Origin of the sequence: Methylomonas montana, from assembly GCF_030490285.1 — a bacterium.
Lineage (GTDB): Bacteria > Pseudomonadota > Gammaproteobacteria > Methylococcales > Methylomonadaceae > Methylomonas > Methylomonas montana.
The window spans coordinates 3,350,121-3,375,347 of the sequence record NZ_CP129884.1; the positions used below are offsets into that span (position 1 = coordinate 3,350,121).

At 52.8% G+C, this 25,227-nt stretch carries 24 protein-coding genes; 13 read left to right on the top strand and 11 right to left on the bottom strand.

What is annotated here, in order from left to right:
* Window positions 1–2 precede the first annotated feature (2 nt).
* Window positions 3–1,394 (top strand): ribosome biogenesis GTPase Der, encoded by a 1,392-nt coding sequence (der, locus tag QZJ86_RS15410; RefSeq protein ID WP_301671353.1) that lies wholly within the window; start codon window positions 3–5, stop codon window positions 1,392–1,394.
* 69 nt (window positions 1,395–1,463) lie between these two features.
* Window positions 1,464–1,967 (top strand): thiol peroxidase, encoded by a 504-nt coding sequence (gene tpx, locus QZJ86_RS15415; protein ID WP_301671354.1) that lies wholly within the window; start codon window positions 1,464–1,466, stop codon window positions 1,965–1,967.
* A gap of 61 nt (window positions 1,968–2,028) precedes the next feature.
* On the opposite strand, the gene QZJ86_RS15420 is transcribed toward tpx, so the two are convergent.
* On the bottom strand, window positions 2,029–2,856 hold the full coding sequence (locus tag QZJ86_RS15420; RefSeq protein ID WP_301671355.1) for a thermonuclease family protein: 828 nt from the start codon (window positions 2,854–2,856) through the stop codon (window positions 2,029–2,031).
* 15 nt (window positions 2,857–2,871) lie between these two features.
* Between QZJ86_RS15420 and QZJ86_RS15425 the strand changes: the two genes are divergently transcribed.
* Window positions 2,872–3,423, top strand: a complete 552-nt coding sequence (locus tag QZJ86_RS15425) for a DUF1415 domain-containing protein (RefSeq protein WP_301671357.1) — start codon at window positions 2,872–2,874, stop codon at window positions 3,421–3,423.
* Here QZJ86_RS15425 and QZJ86_RS15430 read toward each other — a convergent pair.
* On the bottom strand, window positions 3,414–4,109 hold the full coding sequence (locus QZJ86_RS15430) for a TPR end-of-group domain-containing protein (RefSeq protein WP_301671358.1): 696 nt from the start codon (window positions 4,107–4,109) through the stop codon (window positions 3,414–3,416). The genes QZJ86_RS15425 and QZJ86_RS15430 overlap by 10 nt on opposite strands.
* Window positions 4,110–4,196: 87 nt before the next feature.
* On the opposite strand from QZJ86_RS15430, the gene QZJ86_RS15435 reads away from it, so the two are divergent.
* Window positions 4,197–4,523 (top strand): DUF2288 domain-containing protein, encoded by a 327-nt coding sequence (locus QZJ86_RS15435; RefSeq protein WP_301671359.1) that lies wholly within the window; start codon window positions 4,197–4,199, stop codon window positions 4,521–4,523.
* On the opposite strand, the gene QZJ86_RS15440 is transcribed toward QZJ86_RS15435, so the two are convergent.
* Window positions 4,465–5,124: an HvfX family Cu-binding RiPP maturation protein gene (locus QZJ86_RS15440; protein WP_301671360.1), complete on the bottom strand. Its 660-nt coding sequence runs from the start codon at window positions 5,122–5,124 to the stop codon at window positions 4,465–4,467. The two genes, QZJ86_RS15435 and QZJ86_RS15440, sit on opposite strands and share 59 nt — an antisense overlap.
* A 40-nt stretch (window positions 5,125–5,164) precedes the next feature.
* On the opposite strand from QZJ86_RS15440, the gene QZJ86_RS15445 reads away from it, so the two are divergent.
* Window positions 5,165–5,503 (top strand): cupin domain-containing protein, encoded by a 339-nt coding sequence (locus QZJ86_RS15445; protein ID WP_301671361.1) that lies wholly within the window; start codon window positions 5,165–5,167, stop codon window positions 5,501–5,503.
* Here QZJ86_RS15445 and QZJ86_RS15450 read toward each other — a convergent pair.
* On the bottom strand, window positions 5,500–6,780 hold the full coding sequence (locus QZJ86_RS15450) for a DEAD/DEAH box helicase (protein ID WP_301671362.1): 1,281 nt from the start codon (window positions 6,778–6,780) through the stop codon (window positions 5,500–5,502). The genes QZJ86_RS15445 and QZJ86_RS15450 overlap by 4 nt on opposite strands.
* Window positions 6,781–6,928: 148 nt before the next feature.
* Between QZJ86_RS15450 and QZJ86_RS15455 the strand changes: the two genes are divergently transcribed.
* Entirely contained in the window at window positions 6,929–7,288 is a 360-nt protein-coding gene (locus tag QZJ86_RS15455; protein ID WP_301671363.1) for a PilZ domain-containing protein, read from the top strand.
* A 2-nt stretch (window positions 7,289–7,290) separates the two neighbouring features.
* Here the strand turns inward: QZJ86_RS15455 and rapA are convergent, their stop codons facing one another.
* Window positions 7,291–10,053, bottom strand: coding sequence for an RNA polymerase-associated protein RapA (gene rapA / locus QZJ86_RS15460; RefSeq protein WP_301671364.1), 2,763 nt, complete (start codon window positions 10,051–10,053; stop codon window positions 7,291–7,293).
* A gap of 211 nt (window positions 10,054–10,264) precedes the next feature.
* On the opposite strand from rapA, the gene QZJ86_RS15465 reads away from it, so the two are divergent.
* On the top strand, window positions 10,265–10,702 hold the full coding sequence (locus QZJ86_RS15465; RefSeq protein ID WP_301671365.1) for an NUDIX hydrolase: 438 nt from the start codon (window positions 10,265–10,267) through the stop codon (window positions 10,700–10,702).
* Between the two features lie 61 nt (window positions 10,703–10,763).
* Here the strand turns inward: QZJ86_RS15465 and dapB are convergent, their stop codons facing one another.
* The 5 genes from dapB to hrcA all read right to left on the bottom strand — a co-directional run bounded on the left by dapB (window position 10,764) and on the right by hrcA (window position 16,578).
* Window positions 10,764–11,570 carry a 4-hydroxy-tetrahydrodipicolinate reductase gene (dapB, locus tag QZJ86_RS15470; protein WP_301671366.1) on the bottom strand — a complete coding sequence of 269 codons (807 nt, stop codon included), beginning with the start codon at window positions 11,568–11,570 and terminating at the stop codon, window positions 10,764–10,766.
* A gap of 3 nt (window positions 11,571–11,573) precedes the next feature.
* Window positions 11,574–12,710 carry a molecular chaperone DnaJ gene (dnaJ, locus tag QZJ86_RS15475; protein WP_301671367.1) on the bottom strand — a complete coding sequence of 379 codons (1,137 nt, stop codon included), beginning with the start codon at window positions 12,708–12,710 and terminating at the stop codon, window positions 11,574–11,576.
* A 132-nt stretch (window positions 12,711–12,842) separates the two neighbouring features.
* Window positions 12,843–14,777 (bottom strand): molecular chaperone DnaK, encoded by a 1,935-nt coding sequence (gene dnaK, locus QZJ86_RS15480; protein ID WP_301671369.1) that lies wholly within the window; start codon window positions 14,775–14,777, stop codon window positions 12,843–12,845.
* A 68-nt stretch (window positions 14,778–14,845) separates the two neighbouring features.
* Window positions 14,846–15,487, bottom strand: coding sequence for a nucleotide exchange factor GrpE (gene grpE / locus QZJ86_RS15485; protein ID WP_301671370.1), 642 nt, complete (start codon window positions 15,485–15,487; stop codon window positions 14,846–14,848).
* A 50-nt stretch (window positions 15,488–15,537) separates the two neighbouring features.
* Window positions 15,538–16,578, bottom strand: coding sequence for a heat-inducible transcriptional repressor HrcA (hrcA, locus tag QZJ86_RS15490; protein WP_301939003.1), 1,041 nt, complete (start codon window positions 16,576–16,578; stop codon window positions 15,538–15,540).
* A 251-nt stretch (window positions 16,579–16,829) separates the two neighbouring features.
* Here hrcA and QZJ86_RS15495 point away from each other — a divergent pair, with 251 nt between their 5' ends.
* From QZJ86_RS15495 to QZJ86_RS15510, 4 genes are read left to right on the top strand one after another with little or no spacing between them, the layout of a single operon-like run.
* Entirely contained in the window at window positions 16,830–18,269 is a 1,440-nt protein-coding gene (locus tag QZJ86_RS15495; protein WP_301671371.1) for a two-component system sensor histidine kinase NtrB, read from the top strand.
* A gap of 3 nt (window positions 18,270–18,272) precedes the next feature.
* Window positions 18,273–19,499, top strand: coding sequence for a response regulator (locus tag QZJ86_RS15500; protein ID WP_301671372.1), 1,227 nt, complete (start codon window positions 18,273–18,275; stop codon window positions 19,497–19,499).
* Window positions 19,500–19,508: 9 nt separating this feature from the next.
* Window positions 19,509–20,735 carry a SpoIIE family protein phosphatase gene (locus QZJ86_RS15505; protein ID WP_301671373.1) on the top strand — a complete coding sequence of 409 codons (1,227 nt, stop codon included), beginning with the start codon at window positions 19,509–19,511 and terminating at the stop codon, window positions 20,733–20,735.
* Entirely contained in the window at window positions 20,732–22,339 is a 1,608-nt protein-coding gene (locus QZJ86_RS15510; protein ID WP_301671374.1) for an HD domain-containing phosphohydrolase, read from the top strand. Before QZJ86_RS15505 ends, QZJ86_RS15510 begins: the two co-directional genes overlap by 4 nt.
* A 76-nt stretch (window positions 22,340–22,415) precedes the next feature.
* Here QZJ86_RS15510 and QZJ86_RS15515 read toward each other — a convergent pair whose 3' ends face one another.
* On the bottom strand, window positions 22,416–23,150 hold the full coding sequence (locus tag QZJ86_RS15515) for an NUDIX hydrolase (RefSeq protein ID WP_301671375.1): 735 nt from the start codon (window positions 23,148–23,150) through the stop codon (window positions 22,416–22,418).
* A 126-nt stretch (window positions 23,151–23,276) separates the two neighbouring features.
* Between QZJ86_RS15515 and QZJ86_RS15520 the strand changes: the two genes are divergently transcribed.
* Together QZJ86_RS15520 and QZJ86_RS15525 are read left to right on the top strand one after the other, a co-directional pair.
* A complete protein-coding gene (locus QZJ86_RS15520; RefSeq protein WP_301671376.1) occupies window positions 23,277–24,299 on the top strand; it encodes an SPFH domain-containing protein in 1,023 nt (340 codons plus the stop codon).
* Window positions 24,299–25,222 carry a diacylglycerol kinase catalytic domain-containing protein gene (locus QZJ86_RS15525; RefSeq protein WP_301671377.1) on the top strand — a complete coding sequence of 308 codons (924 nt, stop codon included), beginning with the start codon at window positions 24,299–24,301 and terminating at the stop codon, window positions 25,220–25,222. Before QZJ86_RS15520 ends, QZJ86_RS15525 begins: the two co-directional genes overlap by 1 nt.
* The last annotated feature ends 5 nt before the right edge of the window (window positions 25,223–25,227 follow it).

Below are 25,227 nucleotides of genomic sequence, written 5' to 3' on the forward strand. Positions count from 1 at the left end.
CTATGTTACCCGTTATCGCCCTAGTGGGCCGCCCCAACGTCGGCAAATCCACACTGTTTAATTACCTGACTCGTAGCCGCGAGGCATTAGTCGCCGATTATCCCGGCCTGACCCGCGACCGCCAATACGGCCGCGTCAAACGCGGCGAACGCGACTGTCTGGTCGTCGATACCGGCGGTATCACCGACGACCAGGAAGGCATCGACGTCTTCGCAAAAAAGCAGGTGGAAATCGCCTTGCAAGAAGCCGACGTAGTATTTTTCATGGTCGATGCCCGCGACGGCCTCAATGCCACCGACGAAGCGATTGCCGACATGCTACGCAAGCTCGGCAAACCGGTAGTGCTGGTGGTGAATAAAGTCGACGGCATCGACAGCAACACCGTTACCAACGATTTTTATAGTCTGGCGCTGGGCGAACCCATCGGTATCGCCGCCACTCACGGCCGCAATGTCCACGACTTACTGGATCGTATCGACGACCTGCTGCCGGCGATAGAGGATGAATTCGAAGAACAAGATCCGGGTATCGCCATTGCCATCGTCGGCCGGCCGAATGTCGGCAAATCGACCTTGGTTAACCGCCTGCTTGGCGAAGAACGGGTCGTGGTATTCGACGAAGCCGGCACCACCCGCGACAGTATCTATATTCCGTTCGAACGCAACGGCCAGAAATTCACCTTGATCGATACCGCCGGCATGCGCCGCCGTTCCAGGGTGTCATTGACGGTGGAAAAGTTCAGCATCATCAAATCGCTGCAAGCCATCGAAAAAGCCCACGTGGTGATTTATTTGATCGACGCCCGCGAAGGCGTCACCGATCAGGATGCACATATCCTGGGCTTGGTGCTGGAAGCCGGCCGGGCCTTGATCATCGGCCTGAACAAGTGGGACGGCCTCAATGCCGAACACCGCGATTTCGTCAAAAAGCAGATCGAAATCAAATTGTCGTTTCTGGACTTCGCCGAAAAACACCCGATCTCGGCCTTGCATGGCAGCGGTGTCGGTAAACTGTTTGACGTGGTGCATACCCTGTATGACTCGGCGATGACCGATATGTCTACGCCCTTACTGACCCGGATATTGACCGACGCCCTGGCCGCGCATCAGCCACCGCTGGTCGGCGGCCGCCGGATCAAGCTTAAATACGCCCACCAAGGCGGCCGCAATCCGCCGGTAGTGGTAATACACGGCACCCAGACCGACTCATTGCCCGGTGCCTACAAACGTTATCTGATGAATTATTTCCGCGACCAGCTGCAACTAAAAGGCACGCCGGTACGCTTGGTGTTCAAATCGCCGGAAAACCCGTTTCACGGCCAGAAAAACCCGTTAACCGATCGCCAAGTCAAAAAGCGCAAACGTTTGATCGACTTTAGCAAACGGAAAAAATAGCTACTCAAGACGAAAGAGCAACGCTGAAACGTCATCTTTCGTCTCAATCACGATACCTGGAGCATTCCCATGGCAACCATCACTTTCCAAGGCAAACCGATCAACACGATTGGCGATTTACCCGCTGTCGGCTCGGCCGCGCCGGATTTTCAATTGACCAATCGCAAGATGCAGGACGTCGGCTTGGCGGACTTCGCCGGCAAACGTAAAGTGTTGAATATCGTCCCTAGCCTGGATACGCCAACCTGCGCCACCTCGACCCGCAAATTCAACGAAAAAGCCGCACACCTGGATAATACCGTGGTGCTGGTGGTTTCCGCCGACCTGCCCTTCGCGCAAGTCCGTTTTTGTGAAATTGAAGGCATCAAGCATGTAGTCCCATTATCGACGTTCCGCTCCAGTTTCGCCCACGACTACGGCGTCGAACTGCTGGACAGCATCCTGGCCGGACTGACTGCGCGTGCCGTTGTGGTCATCGACGAAAACGACAAAGTCGTCTACAGCCAATTAGTCGGCGAAATAGCCGACGAGCCGGATTATGTTAGCGCGTTGGCGGCGTTAAACAATTTATAAAAACTGTGCTTTACCCAACACCCACTCACCGGTTTTTCCGCAAACAGTGATCTCAGGGGCATCAGCGCAGAACGATGTCTGCCGGATGCCTCACCAGCAAGAAAAAATGGTCTTTCGAGCGCCTGATCCAGCCGCGAACTTCCACCTGTTTGCCCACATAGGTTTCCAAGCCCGGAAACAGCGCTGAGGATGTCGGCTCCACGGAAATCGACACTTTGTCGGAAAATTGCAAATAGCCGTGCTTGGCGGTTTGTTTAACCGCTCGAATCCGACCGGTCAGCCGCTTCCAGCCATGGTAATTTGTTTCATCCAACGCCGTAAAAGCCAACGGCGCATAATCCCGATAAGCCCACAAACCCAGTTTGGCTTGTTCGGCTTTTTGTTGCGCCGCCAGTAAGTCGTCGACATATTTCAGATTGGGCGGGTAGATATTCACGAAGGCCAAGCCGCGTTTCACCAGCTCCAGATTGATGTGCTCCTTGTTTTCGGTAAACACATACACCAAGCTACGCTGATATTTGTCCTGCTTTTCCACATCGCCTTGCAGGAAAACTTTTTTATGCTCCAGCTTGTCTTTCAGCCAAGCCTTGGCTTGCTCGCCACCGGCTTCGGCAGATTTATTGCGGCCGGCCACCTCGGGCGTATTGATGCCCAGAAAACGTACTTTCTGGCCGTTACTGAGTAAGATAGTATCGCCGTCGAAAACTTTTTCCACTTCATAGTAGGCAATGCCGGAATCGATGTTTAAGACTTTGGCCTGTTCATGACCGCGATCGGAATAATGGCGGCGGCCTTGCTGATCTGTCCATTGATAAACTTCCGCGCGCAGCAAAGCTGGCAACAACAGCAACAGCAACAGCCACAGCGTTTTTTTAGTTTTTTTCATCATTTTTAACGATACACCATGACCGACCAACAGATTATTGCCGCCACCCAAGCCTGGCTAAGCTCCTTTGTGATTGCTTACAACATCTGCCCGTTTGCCCGCCGCGAACATGAAAGAAACAGCATCCGCTACCGAGTCGTGCCTGGCAACAGCTTCGAGACTAGCCTGGAAACGGTGATTGCCGAATGCGTGCATCTCGATTCCGATCCCGACACCGAAACCAGCTTGCTGATTTTCGCCGAGAACTTTGCCGATTTTGAGGATTTTCTGGACTTGCTGGCGATTGCCGAACAATTGCTGATCGATCAAGGCTATGAGGGCATTTATCAATTAGCCAGTTTTCATCCCGATTATTGCTTTGCGCAAACCGCCGAAAACGATCCCGGCAATTATACCAACCGCTCACCCTACCCGATGCTGCACCTGATACGCGAAGAAAGCATCGAACGCGCCGTGGCCAGTCATCCCGACCCGGCCGGCATCCCGGATCGTAATATCGAATTGACCCGCCAATTGGGATTGGAGAAACTGCGGGCCATTCTGAATGCCTGCTATCCGGCTCAGGAGTAGTAATCGAAGTCTTCTTTCTTTTCCAGCTTGAAGCGCGGTTCTACGTCGATGCTCACATCCTTGATTTTTTCCGGCGCGGATTTGATCCGCGCCTGCTCCAGAAAGTCCTTGAACCATTGCGCATCAATGACACCGGCCATGTCTTCGTCTTGCAGGATATTTTGTTCATCGGGCAAACTGCCGTATTCCTTGGCGGTTTGCAGAGCCGCCAGACAGGCATCGCCATCGCCGCGTAGCGCGTAAACACAAGCCAGATTATAAGCCGCACTGCCTTTTTGAATCCCACAGGCTTTTTCGAAAAACTCTTCCGCCAGATGGTAGAGTTCCGGCTTGGCTACTTCCGAACTGATACGCGCCAGTTCCATGAACGCAACGCCGCCATCGATTGCCGCGCCCAGATAATGTGGCGCGGTCAATAAGCAAAATGAAAATTTAGAAATCGCATCTTCATAAATCTCAATCGCCTGCTGTCCCTGCTGCGTTCTTGCTTCGTGCAATAGCGCAAACCCCCAGTGATACAGTGCTTCGGAGACGATCAGATGGTCGGCGATCACGCTGGCAAAGCCCTGATAGGCCCCCTTGTAGAGTTGTTCAGCCTTACCCGCTTCGCTTTTACGGGCCTGGGCAACTTGCTTGATCGCCGCGTCCAGGGTCGAACGCTTTTTAAATGAACTCAATAGCGACATGGATGATCCTCACTTCTGTTTTATAAACCGGGTTGCGATAAAATAACCGGGCATACTACAACATCCCATAACAACCGGAAAATGTTAATGAACGACGCGCTCCCCGAGCTGGAAAAAGCCAAGGTGAATCTGGAAACTTCGTCGATTCCCTGGACCGAGTTGCAACGTTTTTTTGCGGCCGGGCTGGCGATTTCGGTGGCCGATGACCTGGATCTGATCGAAGTGGCCTACCAGTTTTCGCGGGACAACAAAATTCAGGTCGAGCAATGGTTGAATGCCGGCAAGATTGGTCATGTCTCCGACCAACAAGCCGGCAACTGGATCGCCGATGACAGTATAGTCTGGGCTGTAGTGGTCAGACCCTGGGTGTTGGTTCAAGCATGTATTTGCGAGCCAACCAATAGTCCGCGCTGACGAAGCGGCCGGCTCCCAGGAAAAATAGGGCCAACAGCATCACGAAATAGGTGGCGGCAAATTCGATGCCGTTGTTCAAAATCACCAAGTCGCCATTCTCGGTCAGCCATTGATAATCGCCCTGGGTCTGCAACATTTCCTTGGCGCGCTCCAAGCGTTCTATTGCCCCTATCGTCCGCTCGGTGGCGAAAATACCGCTACCGGTAGCAATGGCCAACCAACCGTTTTTGAGATGCGCGGTGACGGCCGCCACGGCCATGATGCCCATCAAAGGCACGGTAATCGGCCGAGTGGCAAAACCGAATAATAAAAACAGCGCGCCGACAACCTCAAATAAGCCCACCAAAAATACCAGGACGTAAGGTGCCGGCAGTCCCAAGCCCCATTCTGCGTTTCCAAACCACTCGGCGGTAGTAGAAAAACTGGCAAACTTTTTAGTGCCAGCCATCCAGAACACTGGCGCCAAATACAAGCGCAGCAACAGCGGCGCCAAAAAATCCACACATTTAGCTGCATTACAGGTGCGCTGGGATAACTGCATCAGTCCCGGCAGTTTATCGATCGCCATCCCCATTAACGACGTAAAAGACGTATTATTCATTTCAATCCCCTCCCCCAATTTTTATTATGTGCCCGCTTTTATGAAAATCAGCAGTTCGTGCATTTTTACAGACATTCCAACTGAGTTGCCAGAGGAATTATGCCAAACGTTGTTGACCAAGCCTAATGTTCGCATCGAGCGCATCGTTTCAAAGGGGCATTGCAGCGCCGAGCACGATTGGTATGATCAAAACCAAGACGAGTGGGTACTGTTGCTGCAAGGCAGAGCGCGTCTGGCATTCACCAATGCAGACTCAATTGAGTTGAATCCCGGCGATTATTTGCTGATTCCCGCCCACTGCAAACACCGGGTTGACTGGACCAGCCCGGACACGGAAACCGTCTGGCTGGCCATTCATCTATTCGCAGCGGAGGCTTAGCGACTGGGCTGGCGCGGCTTGCGGGACGGCGCCGCGCGCTTGCCTGGCTCTCCTGGCCGGCCGGTTTGCGGCCTCCTGCCCGGCTTGCTCGGTTGCGAAGTTTTTGGCTTAGCCGGTGGCTTGCTATTAGTGACTTCCAGCGACACGCTTGGATAACCGGTATCCTCGACTCGCGGAATCTGCCGTTTCAACAGCTTTTCGATGGCGGCTAATAAATACGCCTCTTCCGGATCGACCAACGAAATCGCCTGCCCTTCGGCGCCGGCACGGCCGGTACGGCCGATTCTATGCACGTAATCTTCCGCGACTTGCGGCAAATCGAAGTTCACTACATGCGGCAATTGGTCGATGTCCAGGCCCCGCGCGGCGATGTCGGTAGCAATCAAGGCGGTAATGGTGCCGTTTTTGAAGTCTTCCAAAGCCCGCACCCTAGCACCTTGACTTTTGTCGCCGTGCAAAGCCGCGCAACGGATACCGTCCTTGATCAACTGTTTGGATAAACGGTCGGCGCCGTGTTTGGTGCGGACAAACACCAGCACTTGCTGCCAATGGCCGTTGCCGATCAGATAGGACAACAATTCGCGCTTATATTCGCGCTGAATGCCATATACCAACTGGGAGACGGTATCGGCGGCGGCGTTGCGCTTGGCGACAGCGATTTCTACAGGATCATTCAGTATTTGTTCGGCCAGCGCGCTAATTTCCGGCGCATAAGTCGCCGAAAACAATAAATTCTGGCGTTTGCTAGGCAACAAAGCGATGATTTTGCGAATATCGCGAATAAAGCCCATGTCCAGCATCCGGTCGGCTTCATCGAGCACAAAATGTTCGACCTTGGACAAATCCAGATGCTGCTGGTGAATCAAATCCAACAAGCGGCCCGGCGTAGCAACCACGATATCGGTGCCACGCTGGATTTTCTGAATTTGCGGATTGATGCTGACGCCGCCGAAAATGGCTTCGGCAAAAAACGGTAAATGTTTACCGTAGGTTCTGACGCTTTCGTAAACCTGCATCGCCAGTTCCCTGGTCGGCGTCAGGATCAACACCCGGACCGGACGCGGTTTTTGCGGGATGGCTTGTCCTTGCAACAACTGCAATAGCGGCAAAGTAAAACCGGCGGTCTTGCCGGTACCGGTCTGCGCCCCGGCCAACACATCCCTACCCTGAAGAATCACGGGTATCGCCTGCGCCTGAATCGGCGTAGGCGTTTGATAGCCCTGCTCGGCAACGGCTTGAAGAAGTTGCTCGGACAAACCTAATTCTGAAAATAACATTCATTAACCTATTACGTATGACGCCCAGTGACCGGGGCGTGAATATAAAAAATAGCCTGATTTTCATGCGAAAAATCGGCAAAAACAAACTTTATGGCTAGAATGACAACTCTAACAGGCAAGTTCTACTTTCGCGGAGACGATCCCCATGAATATGGAAAAACGCAATTACCCCCGGCTGAAACCCAAAGGCTTACAAGCCGGTGTGATGTTCAATTCAGCCGACCAGGAAATAACGCTAGAAGCCGATATAGTAGACATCAGTTATACGGGTATTAGAGTCAAACTCAAACAGCCTATCGATTCAAACATCATCGGCCACATCAAAATCACCATGACTCTGCCGGAATCGGGCACCTCCTTCAGCGTACACGGTATTCTCAAGCATCAACACAACGAATCCGAATGCGGCCTGCATTATGTCGATCATATCGCTGGCTCTATCGACGACGTGATGTTCGAATGCATAGAGCTGGATAATTCGACAGTCTTTATCAAAACCATTTGAAACTAGCTGGTAATCACGAAGCGCACCGCATCCAGGCGCAACTGCGTCTCCTGTATGCTTTCGTGCGACAACATGGTCATTTCCTTGAGCTGTTCGACTTCCTGCTCCTTGATACCGGGATTGATCTTTTTCAAGCGGACCAGCCGTTTGATTTCGCCGGTTAAGGTTGCAATCATCCGATTGCCGCTTTCGGCAATCAAAGCCTGCATTTGGCCACCGGCCAGCTGTTCGGCAACTTTAATCATGTCCTGAATATGCTGGCGCTGGCTGTTCAAAAACTGACTGATTTGCGCTTTATCGAAACTGTCGCCGGTTTCGACCAGACTATCGTGGCTAATAATAGCCGTTAGATCTTTTTTATGCTGATCGACCAAAATCCGCAGCGGCGTATGCGGTAAAAACCGGCCGATCTGCAACTCCGCAGGCGCGCTGCATTCCGCGACAAACAGCAACTCCAACAGGAATTGTCCGGCCTTGAGCTGCGGATGTTTAACGACGCTGACCGCGGCATTGCCGGTTTCGCTGGATAACACCAAATCCATCGCAGACAACACCATTGGATGTTCAGCGGTCAGAAACTGCATGTCTTCTCTAGCCAAGGCAATGTCGCGGTTGATCGTTACCGTCAAACCGTCATCCTGTAGCATTGGAAAATGGGCGATGCGCAGATTTTCGCTAGGCCAGAGAATATGGCAGTCGCGCGAGTGATCCTCGACATCGACGCCATAACAATCGAACATGGCTTCCATGAACGGCCAAAGACTGCCATCGTGCTCGCCGGCGCGGATCTCTTCCACCAGATACGCGGCCTCTTGCGGCCGGCAGGAATTGAGTTCCAGCAACAAATCGCGGCCTTTATGCAGTTCTTCCTCAACCTGGCTGTTTAGCACTTGGGTCTTGGCGATCAAGGCCTCGACTGCGCCCGGATCACGGCTGCCTAGCGCGCTACTCAGCTCGTCGCCCAGTAATTTCAGTACTTGCGCGGCGCCGGAGCAATTGTGGCGGAATGCGTCCAAGCCTTCGTCATACCAGCGATATAGCACGTGCTGAGCGCTATCGAGCAGATAAGGAATGTGTATTTGTATCACATGTTTCTGACCGATCCGATCCAGACGGCCGATACGCTGTTGCAGCAGATCAGGGTTTTCCGGCAGATCAAATAAAATCAAATGGCGGACGAATTGAAAATTGCGGCCTTCGCTACCGATCTCGGAACAGATCAGCACCTGCGCCCGACTCTCTTCGTCGGCAAAAAACGCAGCGGCCCGATCGCGCTCGACGATGCTCATGCCTTCGTGAAACACCGCGGCGGCATGGCCGACATACTGCCGCAATAATTGCTCCAGTTGGATCGCGGTTTCCGCGCGCTTACAGATTAACAGGGCTTTTTCGTCACCCAGGGCCTTTAACTTCGCGACCAACCAATCGAGATAAGGACTGTTGGCTAAATCGGCGCCACTCTCACCCTGCAATGGATAAGCGTGACGTTGTCGATCGGGGAAACCTTGCACGGTTTGCCGGGAATTTCTAAACAAAATCCGGCCGGTACCGTGATGATCGAGCAGCAGTTTGATCAATTCTTCCCGAGCATTCTTTTCGGTATCATTCACCTGCTGCAATAGGCTGTCGACATTATCCTGCTTTAACAAATTTTTCAGCTGGCCTTGCTGCTCGACATCCAGCGGCTCACCGGAAATCAGCAGATTGGCGAGTCTGGCCACCGGTTCGAACCGGCTTTCTTCCAACAAGAATTGCTCGAACCTATAGAAACGATCGGGATCGAGCAAGCGCAAACGCGCGAAATGGCTTTCCTTACCCAACTGTTCTGGCGTAGCGGTCAACAAAATCAGGCCGGGAGATGCCAAAGCTAATTGCTCGACGAATACATAATCGGCGCTGGGCGCTGCCTCACTCCATTCCAGATGATGCGCTTCGTCGACCACCACCAAGTCCCAACCGGCATCCAGCGCTTGTTGCTGGCGATGCGGGGAATCGGCAAAGAAACGCTGACTGCAAAGCACCAATTGCTCGCTTAGAAACGGATTTTCATCGGGACTGGCAAAGCAGCGGCTTTCGTCGAAAATGCTAAACCGCAGGTTAAACCGGCGCAGCATTTCCACCAACCACTGATGCAACAGACTTTCCGGCACCAGAATCAACACGCGCTTGCTGAGACCATTGATCAAACGATGCTGAATGATCAAACCCGCTTCTATAGTTTTGCCCAAGCCCACTTCGTCGGCCAACATAATGCGCGGCAGCGCGCGACTGGCAGCTTGATGAGCGATGTAAAGCTGATGCGGAATCAGTGCGGCCCGCGCGCCTTGCAGACCCTTGGTGGCAGCTTGCTGGTGTTGTTGCTGGCGCCGCCAAGTCTCGTAACGCAGCAAAAACCAAGCAGTCGGGTCGAATTGGCCGGTAAATAAACGATCTTGCGGCTTGTTGAACTGGATGTGATGGTTAAGCTCCATCTCGTCGATTTGTTGCAGCTGACCATCCTCGTCCATGCCGATGTAGGTTAACAGGCCCGCATGCTGCTGAATCTGCTGCACGGTAATCTTGGCGTAATCAGCCGATTCGATTACATCGCCCTCGGCAAACTGAACGCGGGTCAACGGTGCGTTATCCTTGGCGTAAACACGTCTATCGCCGGTGGCTAAAAACAGGACGGTGACGCGGTTGAATTCCGCCTCAATAATCATACCCAAACCGAGTTCTGATTCGGTGTTGCTAATCCAGCGTTGGCCGGGGATAAACTCATTCATGTATTTATGTCTTGGAAATGTAATTCGACTTTAAAAAGCAATGCATAAAAAATAGCAGCCTGGCTTAAAACCGGCGGGATGATATGAAAAGCAGATTAATTCATACTTAATGGATCGAGGAAAAATGCAGCGCGAATTCCAGCAGCACTTGAAAACATGTTTAAATTTAGTATTTTCAATGCTCTAAAACCCACCATTAATTAGGATCACCATGGCAAAACCAATCACGCCCTTAGTCGCCGCCGATATTCTGATCGAATTGATCGATCATCCGCAGCACCCTTTCGTGTTGATAGAGCGAAAATATCCGCCGTACGGCTGGGCGGTGCCCGGCGGTTTTGTCGACATCGGCGAAACGATCGAGCAGGCGGCGATACGCGAAGCCAAGGAAGAAACCGGCCTGGATGTGCAGCTAACCGTTTTGCTGGGCCTTTATTCCAACCCACAACGCGATCCACGCAATCACACCGTCACCGCCGTTTATCTGGCTCAAGCCCACGGTACGCCGCTGGCAGCCGACGATGCTAAAAACTGCGGTTTATTCGGCTTCGACGATTTGCCAAGCTTGCTGGCTTTCGATCATGCTCAGGTCATAGCGGATTATCGGCATTATAAACTGACTGGCGAAGTCACGCCGTTAAGAATATAAGCAAGGTCTGATTTGATTGGGCCGGCAGCATAATAATCCGGCTGCCGGCCCGCTCGAAGGGCTAATTTTTTAAACCCAACACATCCTGCATATCAAACATGCCTTGGTGTTTGTCGGCCAGCCAGACGGCGGCACGTACCGCGCCGTTGGCAAAGGTCATGCGGCTGCTGGCCTTGTGAGTAATTTCCACCCGCTCGCCTTCGTCGGCGAACATCACGGTATGTTCACCGACGATATCGCCGGCCCGAATGGTGGAAAAACCGATGGTTTTACGGTCACGGGCGCCGGTATCGCCTTCCCGGCCATAGATGGCGCAATCTTTCAGATCGCGCCCCAAGGCCGCCGCCACCACTTCGCCCATCCGCAACGCGGTACCGGACGGCGCATCGACCTTGTGCCGGTGATGGGCTTCGATGACTTCGATGTCAGTGTAATCGCCCATCACCTTGGCGGTCATTTCCAACAACTTTAAGGACAGATTGACGCCGACGCTAAAGTTTGGCGCGATGACGATCGCCACACCCTTGGCGGCCTCGGCAATCGCCGCTTTCTGCGCATCGTTGTAACCGGTGGTACCGATCACTACTTTTTTACCGGCTTGCCGGCAAATATCGATGTAGTTCATCGAGGCATCCGGACGGGTAAAGTCGATCAACACATCAAACCGATCGGTAAGCGCCGCCAAGTCGTCGCCGACTGTGATACCGGCCGCGGCCAAGCCCGCCAATTCGCCGGCATCCTTGCCTATCGCCAGGCTTTCCGGTCGAGAAACCGCTACCGTCAACTCGGCGTTTTCCGCCGCCAGCGCGGCCTTGAGCAAACACAAACCCATGCGCCCGGAAGCGCCTACTACAGCGACACGAACCATGGCTTATCCTGTTAATTTATCGAAGAAACTTTTGACGCCATCCATCCAGCCATGCTCTTGCGGGCTATGATGCTTGCCGCCGCCAGACAAGGATTCGCCCAGCTTTTCGATCATGGCTTTTTGCTCCTTGGTCAGATGCACCGGGGTTTCCAGTTGCACCTTGCACAACAAATCGCCCACCAAGCCGCCTCTGACCGGCTTGACGCCTTTACCACGCAAACGGAACATCCTGCCGGTTTGGGTTTCCGGCGGAATTTTTAACATTACCTTGCCGTCCAGGGTCGGCACTTCCAACTCGCCGCCCAAACAAGCCATCGCGAAACTGATCGGCACTTCGCAATACAAATTGGCACCATCGCGGGTGAAGATTGGATGATCCTTGACCTGTACCTGAACATATAAATCGCCGGACGGCCCGCCATTCACGCCGGCTTCGCCTTCGCCGGCCAGACGGATTCTATCGCCGGTATCGACGCCGGCCGGTACTTTGACCGACAGGGTTTTGGTTTCCTGCACTCGACCTTGGCCATAGCATTTTGGGCAAGGGTCTTTAATTTGCTTGCCGGTACCGCGACAGGTCGGGCAGGTTTGCTGAACGGAGAAAAAGCCTTGCTGCATTCTGACTTGACCGTGACCATGACAAGTCGAGCAAGTCACCGGGCTACTGCCTTTTTTAGCGCCACTACCGTTACACTCGCCGCAAGCCACCAAAACCGGCACCTTGACAGTCGCTTCGGTGCCGCCAACGGCTTCTTCCAGCGTTAATTCCAAGTTATAACGCAAGTCGGCGCCGCGTTGCACGCTACTGCGTTGCTGACGGCCGCCACCAAAAATATCGCCGAACACATCGCCGAAAATATCGCTGAAATTCTCCGCGCCGCTAAAACCGCCGCGACCACCGCCCATGGAAGAATCGACGCCGGCATGGCCAAACTGGTCGTAAGCCGCACGCTTTTTAGGGTCGGATAAAATTTCGTAAGCTTCCTTGATCAGCTTGAATTTTTTCTCAGCTTCCTCCGGATTATCCTTATTTCTGTCGGGATGAAATTTCATCGCCATCTTGCGATAGCTCTTCTTAATCTCGGCTTCGCTGGCGTTGCGATCCAGTTCCAGCAGTTTGTAAAAATCTTCTTTTGCCATAACGAGGAAAACCGTCGGCGCAAACCGGCGGTTATAGTAGGTATTGAATTAAAGGAATGAGGGATGATACCAGCATAGCGTACACCTTCGCCTCACCCCTCTCCTTAGCGGAGAGGGGAACGGGTATAGTCTTTACTTTTTATCGTCCTTAACTTCTTCAAATTCAGCATCGACCACGTTGTGGTCATGCTCGGCTGCGCCTTCCGACGCGCCTGCTGCATGACCGGCCTCAGCGCCGCCTTCCGCACCTTTCTGGGCATAAACGCGCTCCGCCAACTTGCCGGACAACTCGGTCAAGGCATGGGTTTTAGCTTCAATAGCGTCTTTATCGTCGCCTTTCAGCACCGCATGCAAATCCTTAATGGCAGATTCAATCGCCGATTTTTCGTCACCGGATACTTGTTCGCCTAGTTCTTTTACGGATTTTTCAGTGGCGTGGATCATGCCTTCAGCGGAGTTACGCGCCGAAACCAGTTCTTTCAGTTTCCGGTCTTCGTCGGCATGCAACTCGGCATCCCTGACCATGCGTTCGACTTCCTCGTCCGACAAACCGCTGGAAGCTTTAATCACGATGGATTGTTTCTTGCCGGTGGCTTTGTCTTTTGCCGATACATTCAAGATACCGTTGGCATCGATATCGAACGAAACTTCGATTTGCGGAATACCACGCGGTGCCGGCGGAATGTCTTGCAAGTCAAAACGGCCCAGCGATTTATTGCCAGAAGCCACTTCACGTTCGCCTTGCAATACATGCACGGTCACGGCAGTTTGATTGTCGTCTGCAGTCGAGAATGTTTGCGACGCATTGGTCGGAATCGTGGTGTTTTTCTCGATCAGCTTGGTCATCACGCCGCCCAGGGTTTCGATACCCAGTGACAGCGGAGTGACGTCCAGCAACAACACGTCTTTGACGTCGCCACCCAATACGCCAGCCTGAATCGCCGCACCCAACGCGACAGCTTCGTCCGGGTTAACGTCTTTACGCGGCTCTTTGTCGAACAGGCTTTTTACGAAAGCTTGTACTTTCGGCATCCGGGTTTGGCCGCCTACCAGGATCACGTCGTTGATTTTGGCCGTAGAAATACCGGCGTCTTTAATCGCTTGCAAGCAAGGGCCTTTGGTTCTTTCGATCAGTTCATCAACCAGCGACTCCAATTTGGCGCGAGTCAGTTTGACGTTCAAATGTTTCGGCCCTGAAGCATCGGCCGTGATGTAAGGCAGATTGATGTCGGTTTGCTCGGCGGACGACAATTCGATTTTGGCTTTTTCGGCCGCTTCTTTCAGACGTTGCAAGGCCAATGGATCGTTGTGCAAATCAATGCCGCTGTCGCGTTTAAATTCGCCGGCCAGGAAGTCGATGATACGCAAGTCAAAGTCTTCGCCGCCCAGGAAGGTATCGCCATTGGTGGCCAGTACTTCGAATTGATGCTCGCCTTCGATTTCGGCAATTTCGATGATGGAAATATCGAATGTACCGCCACCCAGGTCATAAACCGCGATGGTGGTGTCGCCTTTCGGTTTGTCCATGCCAAACGCCAACGCCGCCGCAGTCGGCTCGTTGATGATACGTTTGACGTCCAAACCGGCGATACGGCCGGCATCTTTGGTGGCCTGACGTTGCGAGTCATTGAAATAGGCCGGTACGGTGATAACCGCTTCGGTGACTTCTTCACCCAAAAAGGCTTCGGCGTCTTTTTTCAGCTTCATCAACACGCGGGAAGACACTTCAGGCGGAGCCATTTTTTTACCATGGCATTCCACCCAGGCATCGCCGTTGTTGGCTTCCATAATTTTGTAAGGCACCATTTTGATGTCTTTTTGTACCGCATCTTCTTTAAAGCGGCGGCCGATCAAACGTTTGATCGCAAACAAGGTGTTTTCTGGGTTGGTAACCGCCTGACGCTTGGCGGACTGGCCGACCAAGACTTCGTTGTCGCCGGTGAAGGCGATGATGGATGGCGTGGTGCGGGCGCCTTCGCTGTTTTCGATGACCCGCGCAGTGCCGTTTTCCAGCACGGCCACGCAGGAGTTGGTGGTTCCTAAATCGATTCCGATCATTTTAGCCATTGAATTTCTCCAGACTTGAATTGGTATAAGTTAAAGTTGTTAGCGATATGCGGTTGATCGTTTTAATTTCAAGCCTGCTCATCAATTTTTGCACTATCGGCGGGTTTATCGACCGCTTTGGCGACCACGACCATAGCCGGACGCAACAAACGACCGTTTAATACATAACCTTTTTGGAATACGTTCAACACCGAATTGGGTTCGGCGGTCTCACTAGGCTGCATCACCATGGCCTGATGAAATTCCGGGTTGAACGGTTGACCGAGCGGATCAATGGTTTCGATGTTGAATTTGGCGAATACCGATTCGAATTGCTTGATGGTCAATTCACTGCCTTCGCGCAGTTTCACCACTTCCGGGCTATCGCCAGTCGCGGCTTGTATGCCCAGTTCCAGGCTGTCGAGCACGCTTAACAATTCCTTGGCGAATTTAGCCAAGCCATATTTACGCTCGTCATCCAGATCTTTTTGCACGCGTTTTTTCAGATTTTCCATTTCCGCCTGTGTGCGGATGGCTTTATCCAAATTAGCGGCGGCTTGTTGCTGGGCCTGTTCCAATTGCTGTTGCAAGAGTTCCACGCTAACTTCTGTCTTATCTTCGACAGTTTCGCCGGCTTGCTCTTCCGAAATTGTCTGCTTGGTTTGTTCCAACACTTCGGCGATCAATTCGCTATCCGTTTGTTGTTCGTGGCTCGATTGCTGATGGCTCATATTGTCTCCATGGTTCTAAATTTTTTAGGTTGGCCTAACGATAGGGCCATTTATTTGGGATTCAAGGCTGCGCCCAATAATTTTGCCGTCACATCCACAAACGGAATCACTTTCTCGTAAGCCATCCGAGTCGGGCCGATCACGCCCAACACGCCAACCACTTCGTCATTCACCGAATAGGGTGACGTCACCAGACTGCAATGATCAAAGGCGCTGTAACCGGACTCTTCGCCGATAAAAATCTGTACGCCATCAGCTTGCAAGCATTGGTCCAGCAGATGGATCACGCCACGTTTTTGGCTAAAGGCTTCGAATAGTTGTTTCAGGCGCTCCATATCCGACAATTCCGAAAATCCCATTAAATTGGTTTCGCCGCTCAGCACGTAATCGTCGTTGGGCTGGTGGGCGAAGGTGAGTTGCGCCATGTTGACGGCGTCTATCATGCCTTGGTTGACCTGGCGCTGATCCTGTTCCATGTCCTTAACCACCAGATCGCGAATTTTCGCCAAACTGCGGCCGGCGTAGACCGAGTTCAAATAATTGGCGGCTTGCTGCAACTCCGCCGGGCTGAACGGTTTATGGGTATGGATAATTTTGTTATGGACTTCCTCGCCATCGGTGACGAAAATCACCAACACTCTGGTATTGGACATCGGCAAAAATTCTATTTGCCGCAAAGTCACGGTTTCGCGGCGAGGCAGCGTCACCACCCCGGCCATTTTAGTGACATCCGACAGCAACTTGGACGCCTTGCTCAGTAAATCACTGGCCTTGTCGGCCTGCCCTTGCAAACTGCTTTGCAGTTGATCCATTTCATTGGACCCTAGGGGCTTGACCGTCAACAAGCTGTCGACAAACAAACGATAGCCGCTCACCGTCGGTACTCGTCCAGCCGAGGTATGCGGCGAATGTATCAGCCCCATTTCCTCCAAATCGGCCATCACGTTACGAATGCTGGCCGGACTCAATTTCAAATTCGGGTCTTTCGACAACAGTCGCGAACCAACCGGCTGGCCGTCTTGAATGTAACGCTCCACCAAGTTTTTTAATAAATAAAGCGATCTTTCGTTTAAGTCCTGTCCGCCTGCCACGTCAACACCTTCAATGTTCGTTAGCACTCCACATTAACGAGTGCCAAAGCACAAAGCTATCAGTTGGGTTGAACCTTGTCAACGACGCCACGCCAGCACTACCTAGGGTTAAAATCCGCCGACAATTCCACGGATTGAGTTCGCTAACTATTTATCCAGCCATGGGAAGGAAAAAACGGATACTGAATTTCACAAAACTGTTCAGGCTTAACTAAAATTGGTGTTTTGACTTTTCAACTGTGCCTCCAGTGATGACCACGTTTTTACTGCGCTATCCGTTTAGTTTACCCACCCTGCTGGCAGCGCTGTTCGGTCTATTATTTCCCGTCAGCACAGTGTTGTTCATGCTGCTCCACGAAAATCAAACTCTCTCCTGGGACAACATCCTCGCCCTGCATAGCGTACATTACGATCTGTTCATCCTCTGGACCGCACCGCTAGTGCTGGCTCTATTCGGTAGTCTTATCGGTACAACGGCTAATCAGCTCAAGAAAAAAATGGACGTCTTACAAACTCGGACCACCCAGCTCAACACCATTTTGGATACGGCCGCCAGTGCGATTATCAGCATAGACGAGGCCGGAACTGTCATGAGTTTCAATCAGGCAGCGGAGCAGATTTTCGGCTATCGAGCCGGCGACATCATCGGCAAAAACATCAATCGTCTGATGCCGCCAGCAGTCGCCGCGCAGCATGACGGCTATTTGCAACGTTATCGCGACTCTCGAAATCCACAAATACTCGGGCAACGCCGCGAGGTGGAGGCCATGCGTAAAAACGGCGCGGTTTTCCCGGCCTTGTTGAGAGTCAATCCGATGCAGATCGACGGCAAGATGTTGTTCTCTGGAGTCATTGACGACATCAGCGAAACCAAAACCCTGCAAACCCAACTCCATCAGGCGCAAAAACTAGAAGCCATCGGTCAACTGGCTTCGGGCGTCGCTCACGAAATCAACACGCCCATTCAATACATAGGCGACAATCTGTCGGCCTTATCCGGTTACTTCGCCGACATTGCCACCTACCAACAAGCCTTGTTCGCGCTGGGTGACGATCATTTAAAACTGCAATTACAAGCGCTGGCAGATCAATACGATTTGCCGTTTATCCTGGAGGACAGCCCTCAAGCCATCCGCCAAGCCAAGGAAGGTGTGGAACGAGTCGCCGAAATCGTCAAGGCCATGAAAACCTTCTCGCATGTCGAAGCCAGCCTGAGTAAACAAACCATCGATCTGAACGATGCGCTGAACAGTGCGTTGACCATCACCCGCAACAGCTATAAATATATCGCCAATATCGAAACCGATTTTGCCGCCGATATCGGCAATATCGAATGCTACGCCAATGATCTGAATCAGGTATTTCTGAATCTGATCATCAACGCCACCCATGCCATCGAAGAAAAGCAGGCCGGCATGGGGCTGATTCGGATTGTCACCCGCAAACTGGACAACATGATCGAAATCCTGATCCAGGACAATGGCGCCGGCATTCCCAAAGCGATACAAGAGAAAGTGTTCAACCTGTTTTTCACGACCAAACCGGTCGGTAAAGGCACCGGCCAGGGCTTGAGCCTGTCGCATAACATCGTGGTGGAAAAGCATCACGGCAAATTGTTCTTCGAATCCAGTGCCGAGACCGGCACCACCTTTCATATCCAATTACCCGTTCGTCTCGAACAACAGGATTGAGCCATGACAGCCAAAAAGCATATCCTCTTTGTAGACGACACCGAAAATGTAATCAGCGGCATTCAGCGCCAACTGCGCCCCTATCGCGATCAGTGGCAATTGTTTTTTGCCTGTAGCGGTGCCGAAGCTTTGGAAATCATGGCGCAACAGCCGATAGACTTAATCGTCAGCGATATGATGATGCCTGCGATGTGTGGCGACGAACTGTTAAAACGCGTCAGCGAACAATATCCTGGCGCGGTACGAATGATACTTAGCGGTTACGCCAACGAAGACTCGCTGAAAAGCGGCCTGGAAGTTGCCCACCAGTATCTCAGTAAACCTTGTAGCGCCGAAATGCTACGCGAGGCGATTTCCCAGATTTTCAAAATCCAGGCCTGTGTCAGCAACCCGCGCATCGCCGCAGAGGTGGGCGACGCCAACCAACTGCCTAGTCTGCCGAAAATCTATCAAGAACTGAATGCGGCGATGACCAATGAAAACACTACCAGCCGCGATATCGCCGACATTTTTGCCCGCGACATGGTGCTGTCCGCCAAATTGCTACAGCTGGTCAACTCGCCTTATTTCGGTTTGAATCGGGTGGTTTCCAGCCTGACCGACGCCATCAATTTGATCGGCCTGAAAAAACTCAATAATCTGGTATTGTCGGTGCATGTCAAAACGGCATTCCCGGTCAGCAACCCGGAAATGCAACGCTATATGGAATATCTATGGCAGGACGCCGGCCGTGTCGCCGAACTGGCGCGCTTGATTGCCTTATCGGAAAATCAGCAAGGAGATCGCCCCGACCAAGCTTACCTAGGAGGACTGTTGCACAATATGGGCCTGTTGATTTTCCTGTCAAGTGGCGGCGATAAACTCAAGACCTTGATGGATAGGGTGAAAAATACCGACACCCCGATTCCCGAGCTAGAAACGGCTATTTTTGGCTTCACCCGCTCGGAAGCCGCGGCTTATGTGTTGAGCCTATGGAAAATTCCACCGCGCATCATTGAAGCCATACTGCTACAAAACAATCCCGGCGACAGCGATTACGACGGCGTCAACGCGCTCACCGCGGTGCACGTCGCCGCATGCCTGTTAAAACCTTCGGTTATGAAAGACTATGACCGGCTGTTTGAAATGACGCTGGATAGCGGCTACTTGCAAAGATTGGATAAATTGCAACGCTTGCCGGACTGGCAAGCGCTGGCGGAGAAAGTCCTCATGTTTTCCTCAGCAAAATAGGGATGGGAAGTGCCAGTCACATCAACTGATAAAATTCTCTGCGTCGATGACGAAGAAAATATTTTGCATGTATTTCGCCGCACCCTGGGCCGCAAATTCGATCTTCATACCGCCAACTCAGCGGAAACCGCGTTGGACTTGCTGCGCGAACACGGCGATTTTGCGGTAATCCTGTCCGACTACAACATGCCCGGTATTAATGGTGTGGAGTTCCTGAAGATGGCGAGCGCCCTATCTCCCGACAGCGTGTTGGTGATGCTCACCGGCAATATAGAGTTGGACGTGGCGATCAGAACCATCAATGAGACCAATATTTTCCGCTACATGCCCAAACCCTGTCCGGTGGAGGTAATGCGTAAAGTCATCGCCGATGCATTGGCGCAATACCACTTGATCCTTGCCAAACAACGACTAAGCCAGGAGTTGGCAAAAAAAAACCAGGAATTGGCGAGCAGCAACGCCAAATTGGCCCAAAAAAAGCATTTGCTGGAACACGAGCTGGAGATGGCCAGAATCGTTTACAGCAAGGTCAACCAATACGGTCATGAAGAACTCGACGGTCTGGATCATTTCATCGCCGCCAAGGAAACCGTGGGTGGCGACTTTTTACTGACACACACGAGTACCGATAAGCGCTCGCTTTATTTGATGATGGGCGACCTGACCGGTCACGGCTTGCAATCAGCGTTGGCGGTGTTATTGGTCGCCGAAATATTCGATGTGCTTTGCAGCAGCCAGCCCAGCGTCGAAGCGCTGGCACACAGCATCAACGAAAAGATGTGTCTCAAACTGCCTACCGGCCTGTTTTGCGCGGCTTTACTGGTCAAATTGGATTTCAACAGCGACGAAATCCATGTCTGGCAAGGCGGCATGCCCGACGTTTATTTATTGGATGCCCAAGGCGCGGTATTGAAAACGTTACAATCCACCAATCTACCGCTGGGCATACTGGCCGAACAAGACTTCACCGGCAGCGTCGGCTGCTACTCTATTAACGAAGCGCAATCGCTACTTGTCTACAGCGACGGCGTGACCGAACAAATCGGCACCGACCAAACCATGTTTGGCTGCGAACGCCTAAAAAACGCTTTGCATGACATCCCAGCCGGCAGCCGGCGGGTTGATCATGTCGTGGCAAAACTGCGCGCCCATCAGCAGCTGCACCCACAGATTGACGATATATCCCTCTTCGAACTGCACTTGCCCCGTATTAGACTAGCCTTGGAGCATCTATGACCGAATCGGCCAGCGGCATCAGCCAAAAAACTCTGTTTGTCGACGACGAGGTGCTATTGCTGGAAGGCGTAAAACGCCAGTTGCGTCGCGATTTCGATATCGCAGTCGCCGAGGGTGGCGAAGCGGCCTTGGCCAGATTAGCCTGCGACGGGCCGTTTGCCGTGGTGGTATCGGATTACAACATGCCAGGCATGGATGGCATAGCCTTTCTGAACGAAGTCCATCGCCGTTATCCAGACACCGTATTGGTAATGCTGACCGGCCGCGCCGAACTGGATCTTGCCGTCAATGCCTTGCACAACGCCCATATTTCCCGATTTCTCAACAAACCTTGCCCTAAGGAAGTGTTGCTGGAAACCCTGAGCGACGGCCTGGAACAATATCGGCTGAGGATGTCCGAACAAATTCTGCAAAACCAGTTGCAACAGGCTAATCAACAACTCAATTTGCTGAACAGCCAGCTGGAAACCTTGGTCGCGCAAAAGACCCGCGCCTTGCAACTGCAATACCGCTACGTCGCCCGCATAACGCAAATGGGCAATTCTCAGGCCATTCTCGATGCCTTGATCGACGCCGTCGGCGAGTTGACCGGTTTACGCACCATCAGCCTGTGGCTGAGCCCACAGTTGGATAGCCAATTCAGCTGCCGCTATCCGGCTCAAACCGACTGCAAGGTATTTAACGCCAGCCAATGCCCGGATGGCATCATCAAAAACATCTTGAACGACAGGCAAATCTGGCAAGCCGGTCAATCAGGCGACACCGTGCTTAGTGAGTTCGAGCTATCGCTGTTTGCCGGAACGGCCTTTATGTCGATTCCGTTACCGGGAAAAGCAGGCGTATTGGGTTTAGTCAACTTGGCCGGCGATCGTGCCGCACTGGAAAATGATGAGCTAGCAGCCTTGGCCAGCATGGCCGATGTGACCGCCACTGCCTTGCAAAGCCACTGGCATCGCGAAGCATTCGAGGATGCCCAAGACGCAATCATTACCGCGCTGGCTAAGTTATCTGAATACCGCGACCCGGAAACCGGCGCCCATCTGCTACGCCTAAAACAATACTGCGCGCTGATTTGCCGATTTTTAGCTGAAACCGACAAATATCGCGGCGTCGTCACCCCGGCGTTTACTCAAGACTTGGTGCGCTCATCGCCGCTGCACGACATCGGCAAGGTCGGCATCCCCGATGCCATCTTGAAAAAACCCGGCCGCTTGACCCCGGACGAATTCGAAGTGATGAAAACCCATGCTCAAATCGGTGGCGATACACTACGCACGGTGTTCGAGCAGTATCCTTCGCAAACTTTCATCAAATGCGGCATGGACGTAGCCTACGGCCACCATGAAAAATGGAACGGCAGCGGCTATCCCAACGGCTTGCAAGGCAACTCGATTCCATTGGCGGCCCGGATTTTGGCCTTGGTCGACGTCTATGACGCACTGACCTGCCGGCGCGTCTACAAAGTGCCGTATTCCCGCGAGCAAGCCAACAGCATCATCAGCGAAGGCAACGGCAGCCATTTCGACCCGGACATCGTCGCGGCATTTTTATGCGGCGAAGCCGAATTTCATCGTATTGCCGAACAATTTGCCGACATCGTCTGAGTCGAATATCCGTGGTCGAAACGGCGTGGTTGTTGAAACGAACCGGCGCCACTTCGCCCCGTCGTTGCCCAGCGGTTCAATCCTCCAGATTACGCACAAAGGTGTAACCACCTGAGGTTTGCTTCATCCGATATAAACTCGCCGGCCGGCCGCCTTCCGAGCGTTTTTCGCCGGTATCGATCAGCAATTCCGCCTGCTCGATGCGGCGGCGAAAGGATTTTTTTTGCAAACTCTTGCCGATCAGTACTTCATGCAAATGTTGGAGTTCCGGCAGCGTGAAGGCTTCCGGCAGCGCATACGCCGGCACGATGGAATACAGCGCTTTTTGCCGCAGCCTCTCCCGCGCCAAGCCGATGATGGTTTGATGATCGAAAGCCAAATCCATCTGATCGACTGCCTCCAGCGCCAACCATTGCACATCCGCGACGCTGGCGATATGCGCTTCACAGGCCTGATAAGCCATCAACGCGGTATAGGCTATGGTCACCGACCAGCCGCGCCGATCGCGCCTGGCATTACCTATGCATTGCAGTTGTTCCAGATACGGCGGCTCGATGCCGGTCTTGTCTTTCAATTTGCGCCGCACCGTATCTTCCAGGGTTTTATCCTGTTGCAAATCGACAAAGCCGCCCGGCAAGCCCCATTTACCCAGCTCCGGGTGATTCGAGCGTTGTACCAATAACACTTTCAAACAGGCTTCGTGATAGGTAAACAGCACCGCATCGACGCTGAGCAGCGGGCTGTCGTATCGGCGTTTATCGTATTCGGCTAAAAACTGGTTTTCGTCCATAGGCATTTTAGTTCGGTGCATTTTTTCCAAAGAACCGCCATTGTCGCAAAAATTTGTGTCTTATTGTCACTTATGTGCTTGACAACAAGGTGTCTATAGGTCACTATTTATCTTAAGTGACTTTTAGACACAATTAGGAGCAATATCATGTTAGGCATTCAATACTTCAAAGCGGACTCTTCAACCTTTGTGATCAAAACCGTCAACGGCCGTATTCGCAAGAAAGGCAAAGGCCTGAGTTTTTTCTATAACGTCGCCACCGCTTCGATCGCGGCGGTGCCGGTCAACGCCCAGGAAGCACCGTTCATTTTCAAGTTGCTGACGGCAGATTTTCAGGCAGTGACCGTGCAAGGCCAGGTTACCTATCGGGTGGCCGCGCCGGAAACCATGGCCGAGATGCTGAATTACAGCCTGAAAAACGACGGCCTCAGTTATGTTTCGGAAGACCCGTTGAAACTGTCAGATCGAGTGATTCGCATCGTGCAATCCATCGTCCAAAATAAAGTCCAAACCAGCGGGCTGCGCGACGCCTTGAAACTGGGGCAAACCTTGGTCACCCTGCTCCGGGAACAACTGGTCGGGGATTCGCCGTTGGCGGCATTGGGCATTGCCTTGCTGGATGTCTCGATCAGCGCCGTGCAACCGACCCCGGAAACGACCCGCGCTTTGGAGGCGGAAGCCAGGGAGTCAATTTTGAAGGAAGCCGACGACGCGATTTACGATCGGCGTAAATCCGCGGTCGAACAGGAACGCACCATCAAGGAAGCCGAACTGCAAACCGAGTTATCGGTGCAGCAAAAAGAACAGGAAATCGAGGAATCGCGCATCCTCAACGAGCGCACCATCCAGCGCGGAAAAGTCGAAACCGAACGCGAGCGCTTGCAGGCCGAGATCGCCGCCGAAACCCAACGCAAGGCATTGGTGACTTTAAACAGCGAAAACAGCCGCCAGCAAGCCGATGCGGAAGCGTACGCGATTACCGAACGCATGAAGGCGTTCAGGGAGTTGCCGGTGGAAAACCTTAGAGCCATGGCACTAGCTAAAATGGACCCCGAACAACTGATGGCGATGGCCTTCGAATCGTTGGCACAAAACGCCGGCAAGATCGGCGAATTGAACATCACGCCCGATTTGTTTGGACAAATGCTGAAAAAATCGGTGCGTAGCTGATGAGCGGAAATCTTCAATACCGGTTTATTCTGGTAACGCGCAAAACCCGGTTGCAGGAATTGATCGAACGCTTCAACACTTGGCCGCAAGCCCGCTTTTATCTTGAGCACAATCAGGTCGATGCCCAGGACTATCTGGACGAGCACGATCTGTATCAACGCCGCTTGCAGGAGGCGGAACGGACATTGAAATCCCTGGGTCGGTTTCAGTTGTTGGAACGCCGTTTGCTGCCCAATTACCAGTTCGGTCCGGCCGATATTGTCGTCACCATCGGCCAGGACGGCCTGGTCGCCAATACCTTAAAATATCTGAACGGCCAACCGGTGATCGCCATCAACCCCGATCCGGAGCGTTGGGACGGCAAACTGCTACCCTTCGAAATCGGCGATTTACCGGCCGTGGTGACACGCACCCTAGCCGGTAAAGCGGCATGCAAAACCATCAGCTTCGCCGAGGCCAAGACCAACGACGGCCAACGCATGCTGGCGGTGAACGACTTGTTTATCGGTCCGAAAAGCCATACCTCGGCCCGCTACCTGTTGTCCTGGGACGGTCGCCAGGAAACACAGTCGTCGTCGGGCATCATCGTTTCCACCGGCTTTGGTTCGACCGGCTGGTTTCAGTCCATCCTGGCCGGGGCCTTGGGCGTGGCCGGCAACGAGTCTCATCCGCTCAAGAACGGCTTTGCCTGGCACGAAAGACGTTTGCAATTTACCGTACGCGAACCTTTTCCCAGCCAAATCACCGGCACCAGCCTGGTGTTCGGTGCGATCACGCCCAAGACGCCGCTGACCCTGGAATCGCAAATGCCGGAAAACGGCGTGATCTTCTCGGACGGCATCGAAGCGGATTATCTGGCCTTCAACGCCGGCACGGTGGCGACGATAGCTTTAGCCGCCAACCAGGGACAATTGATTGTTTGAACGCC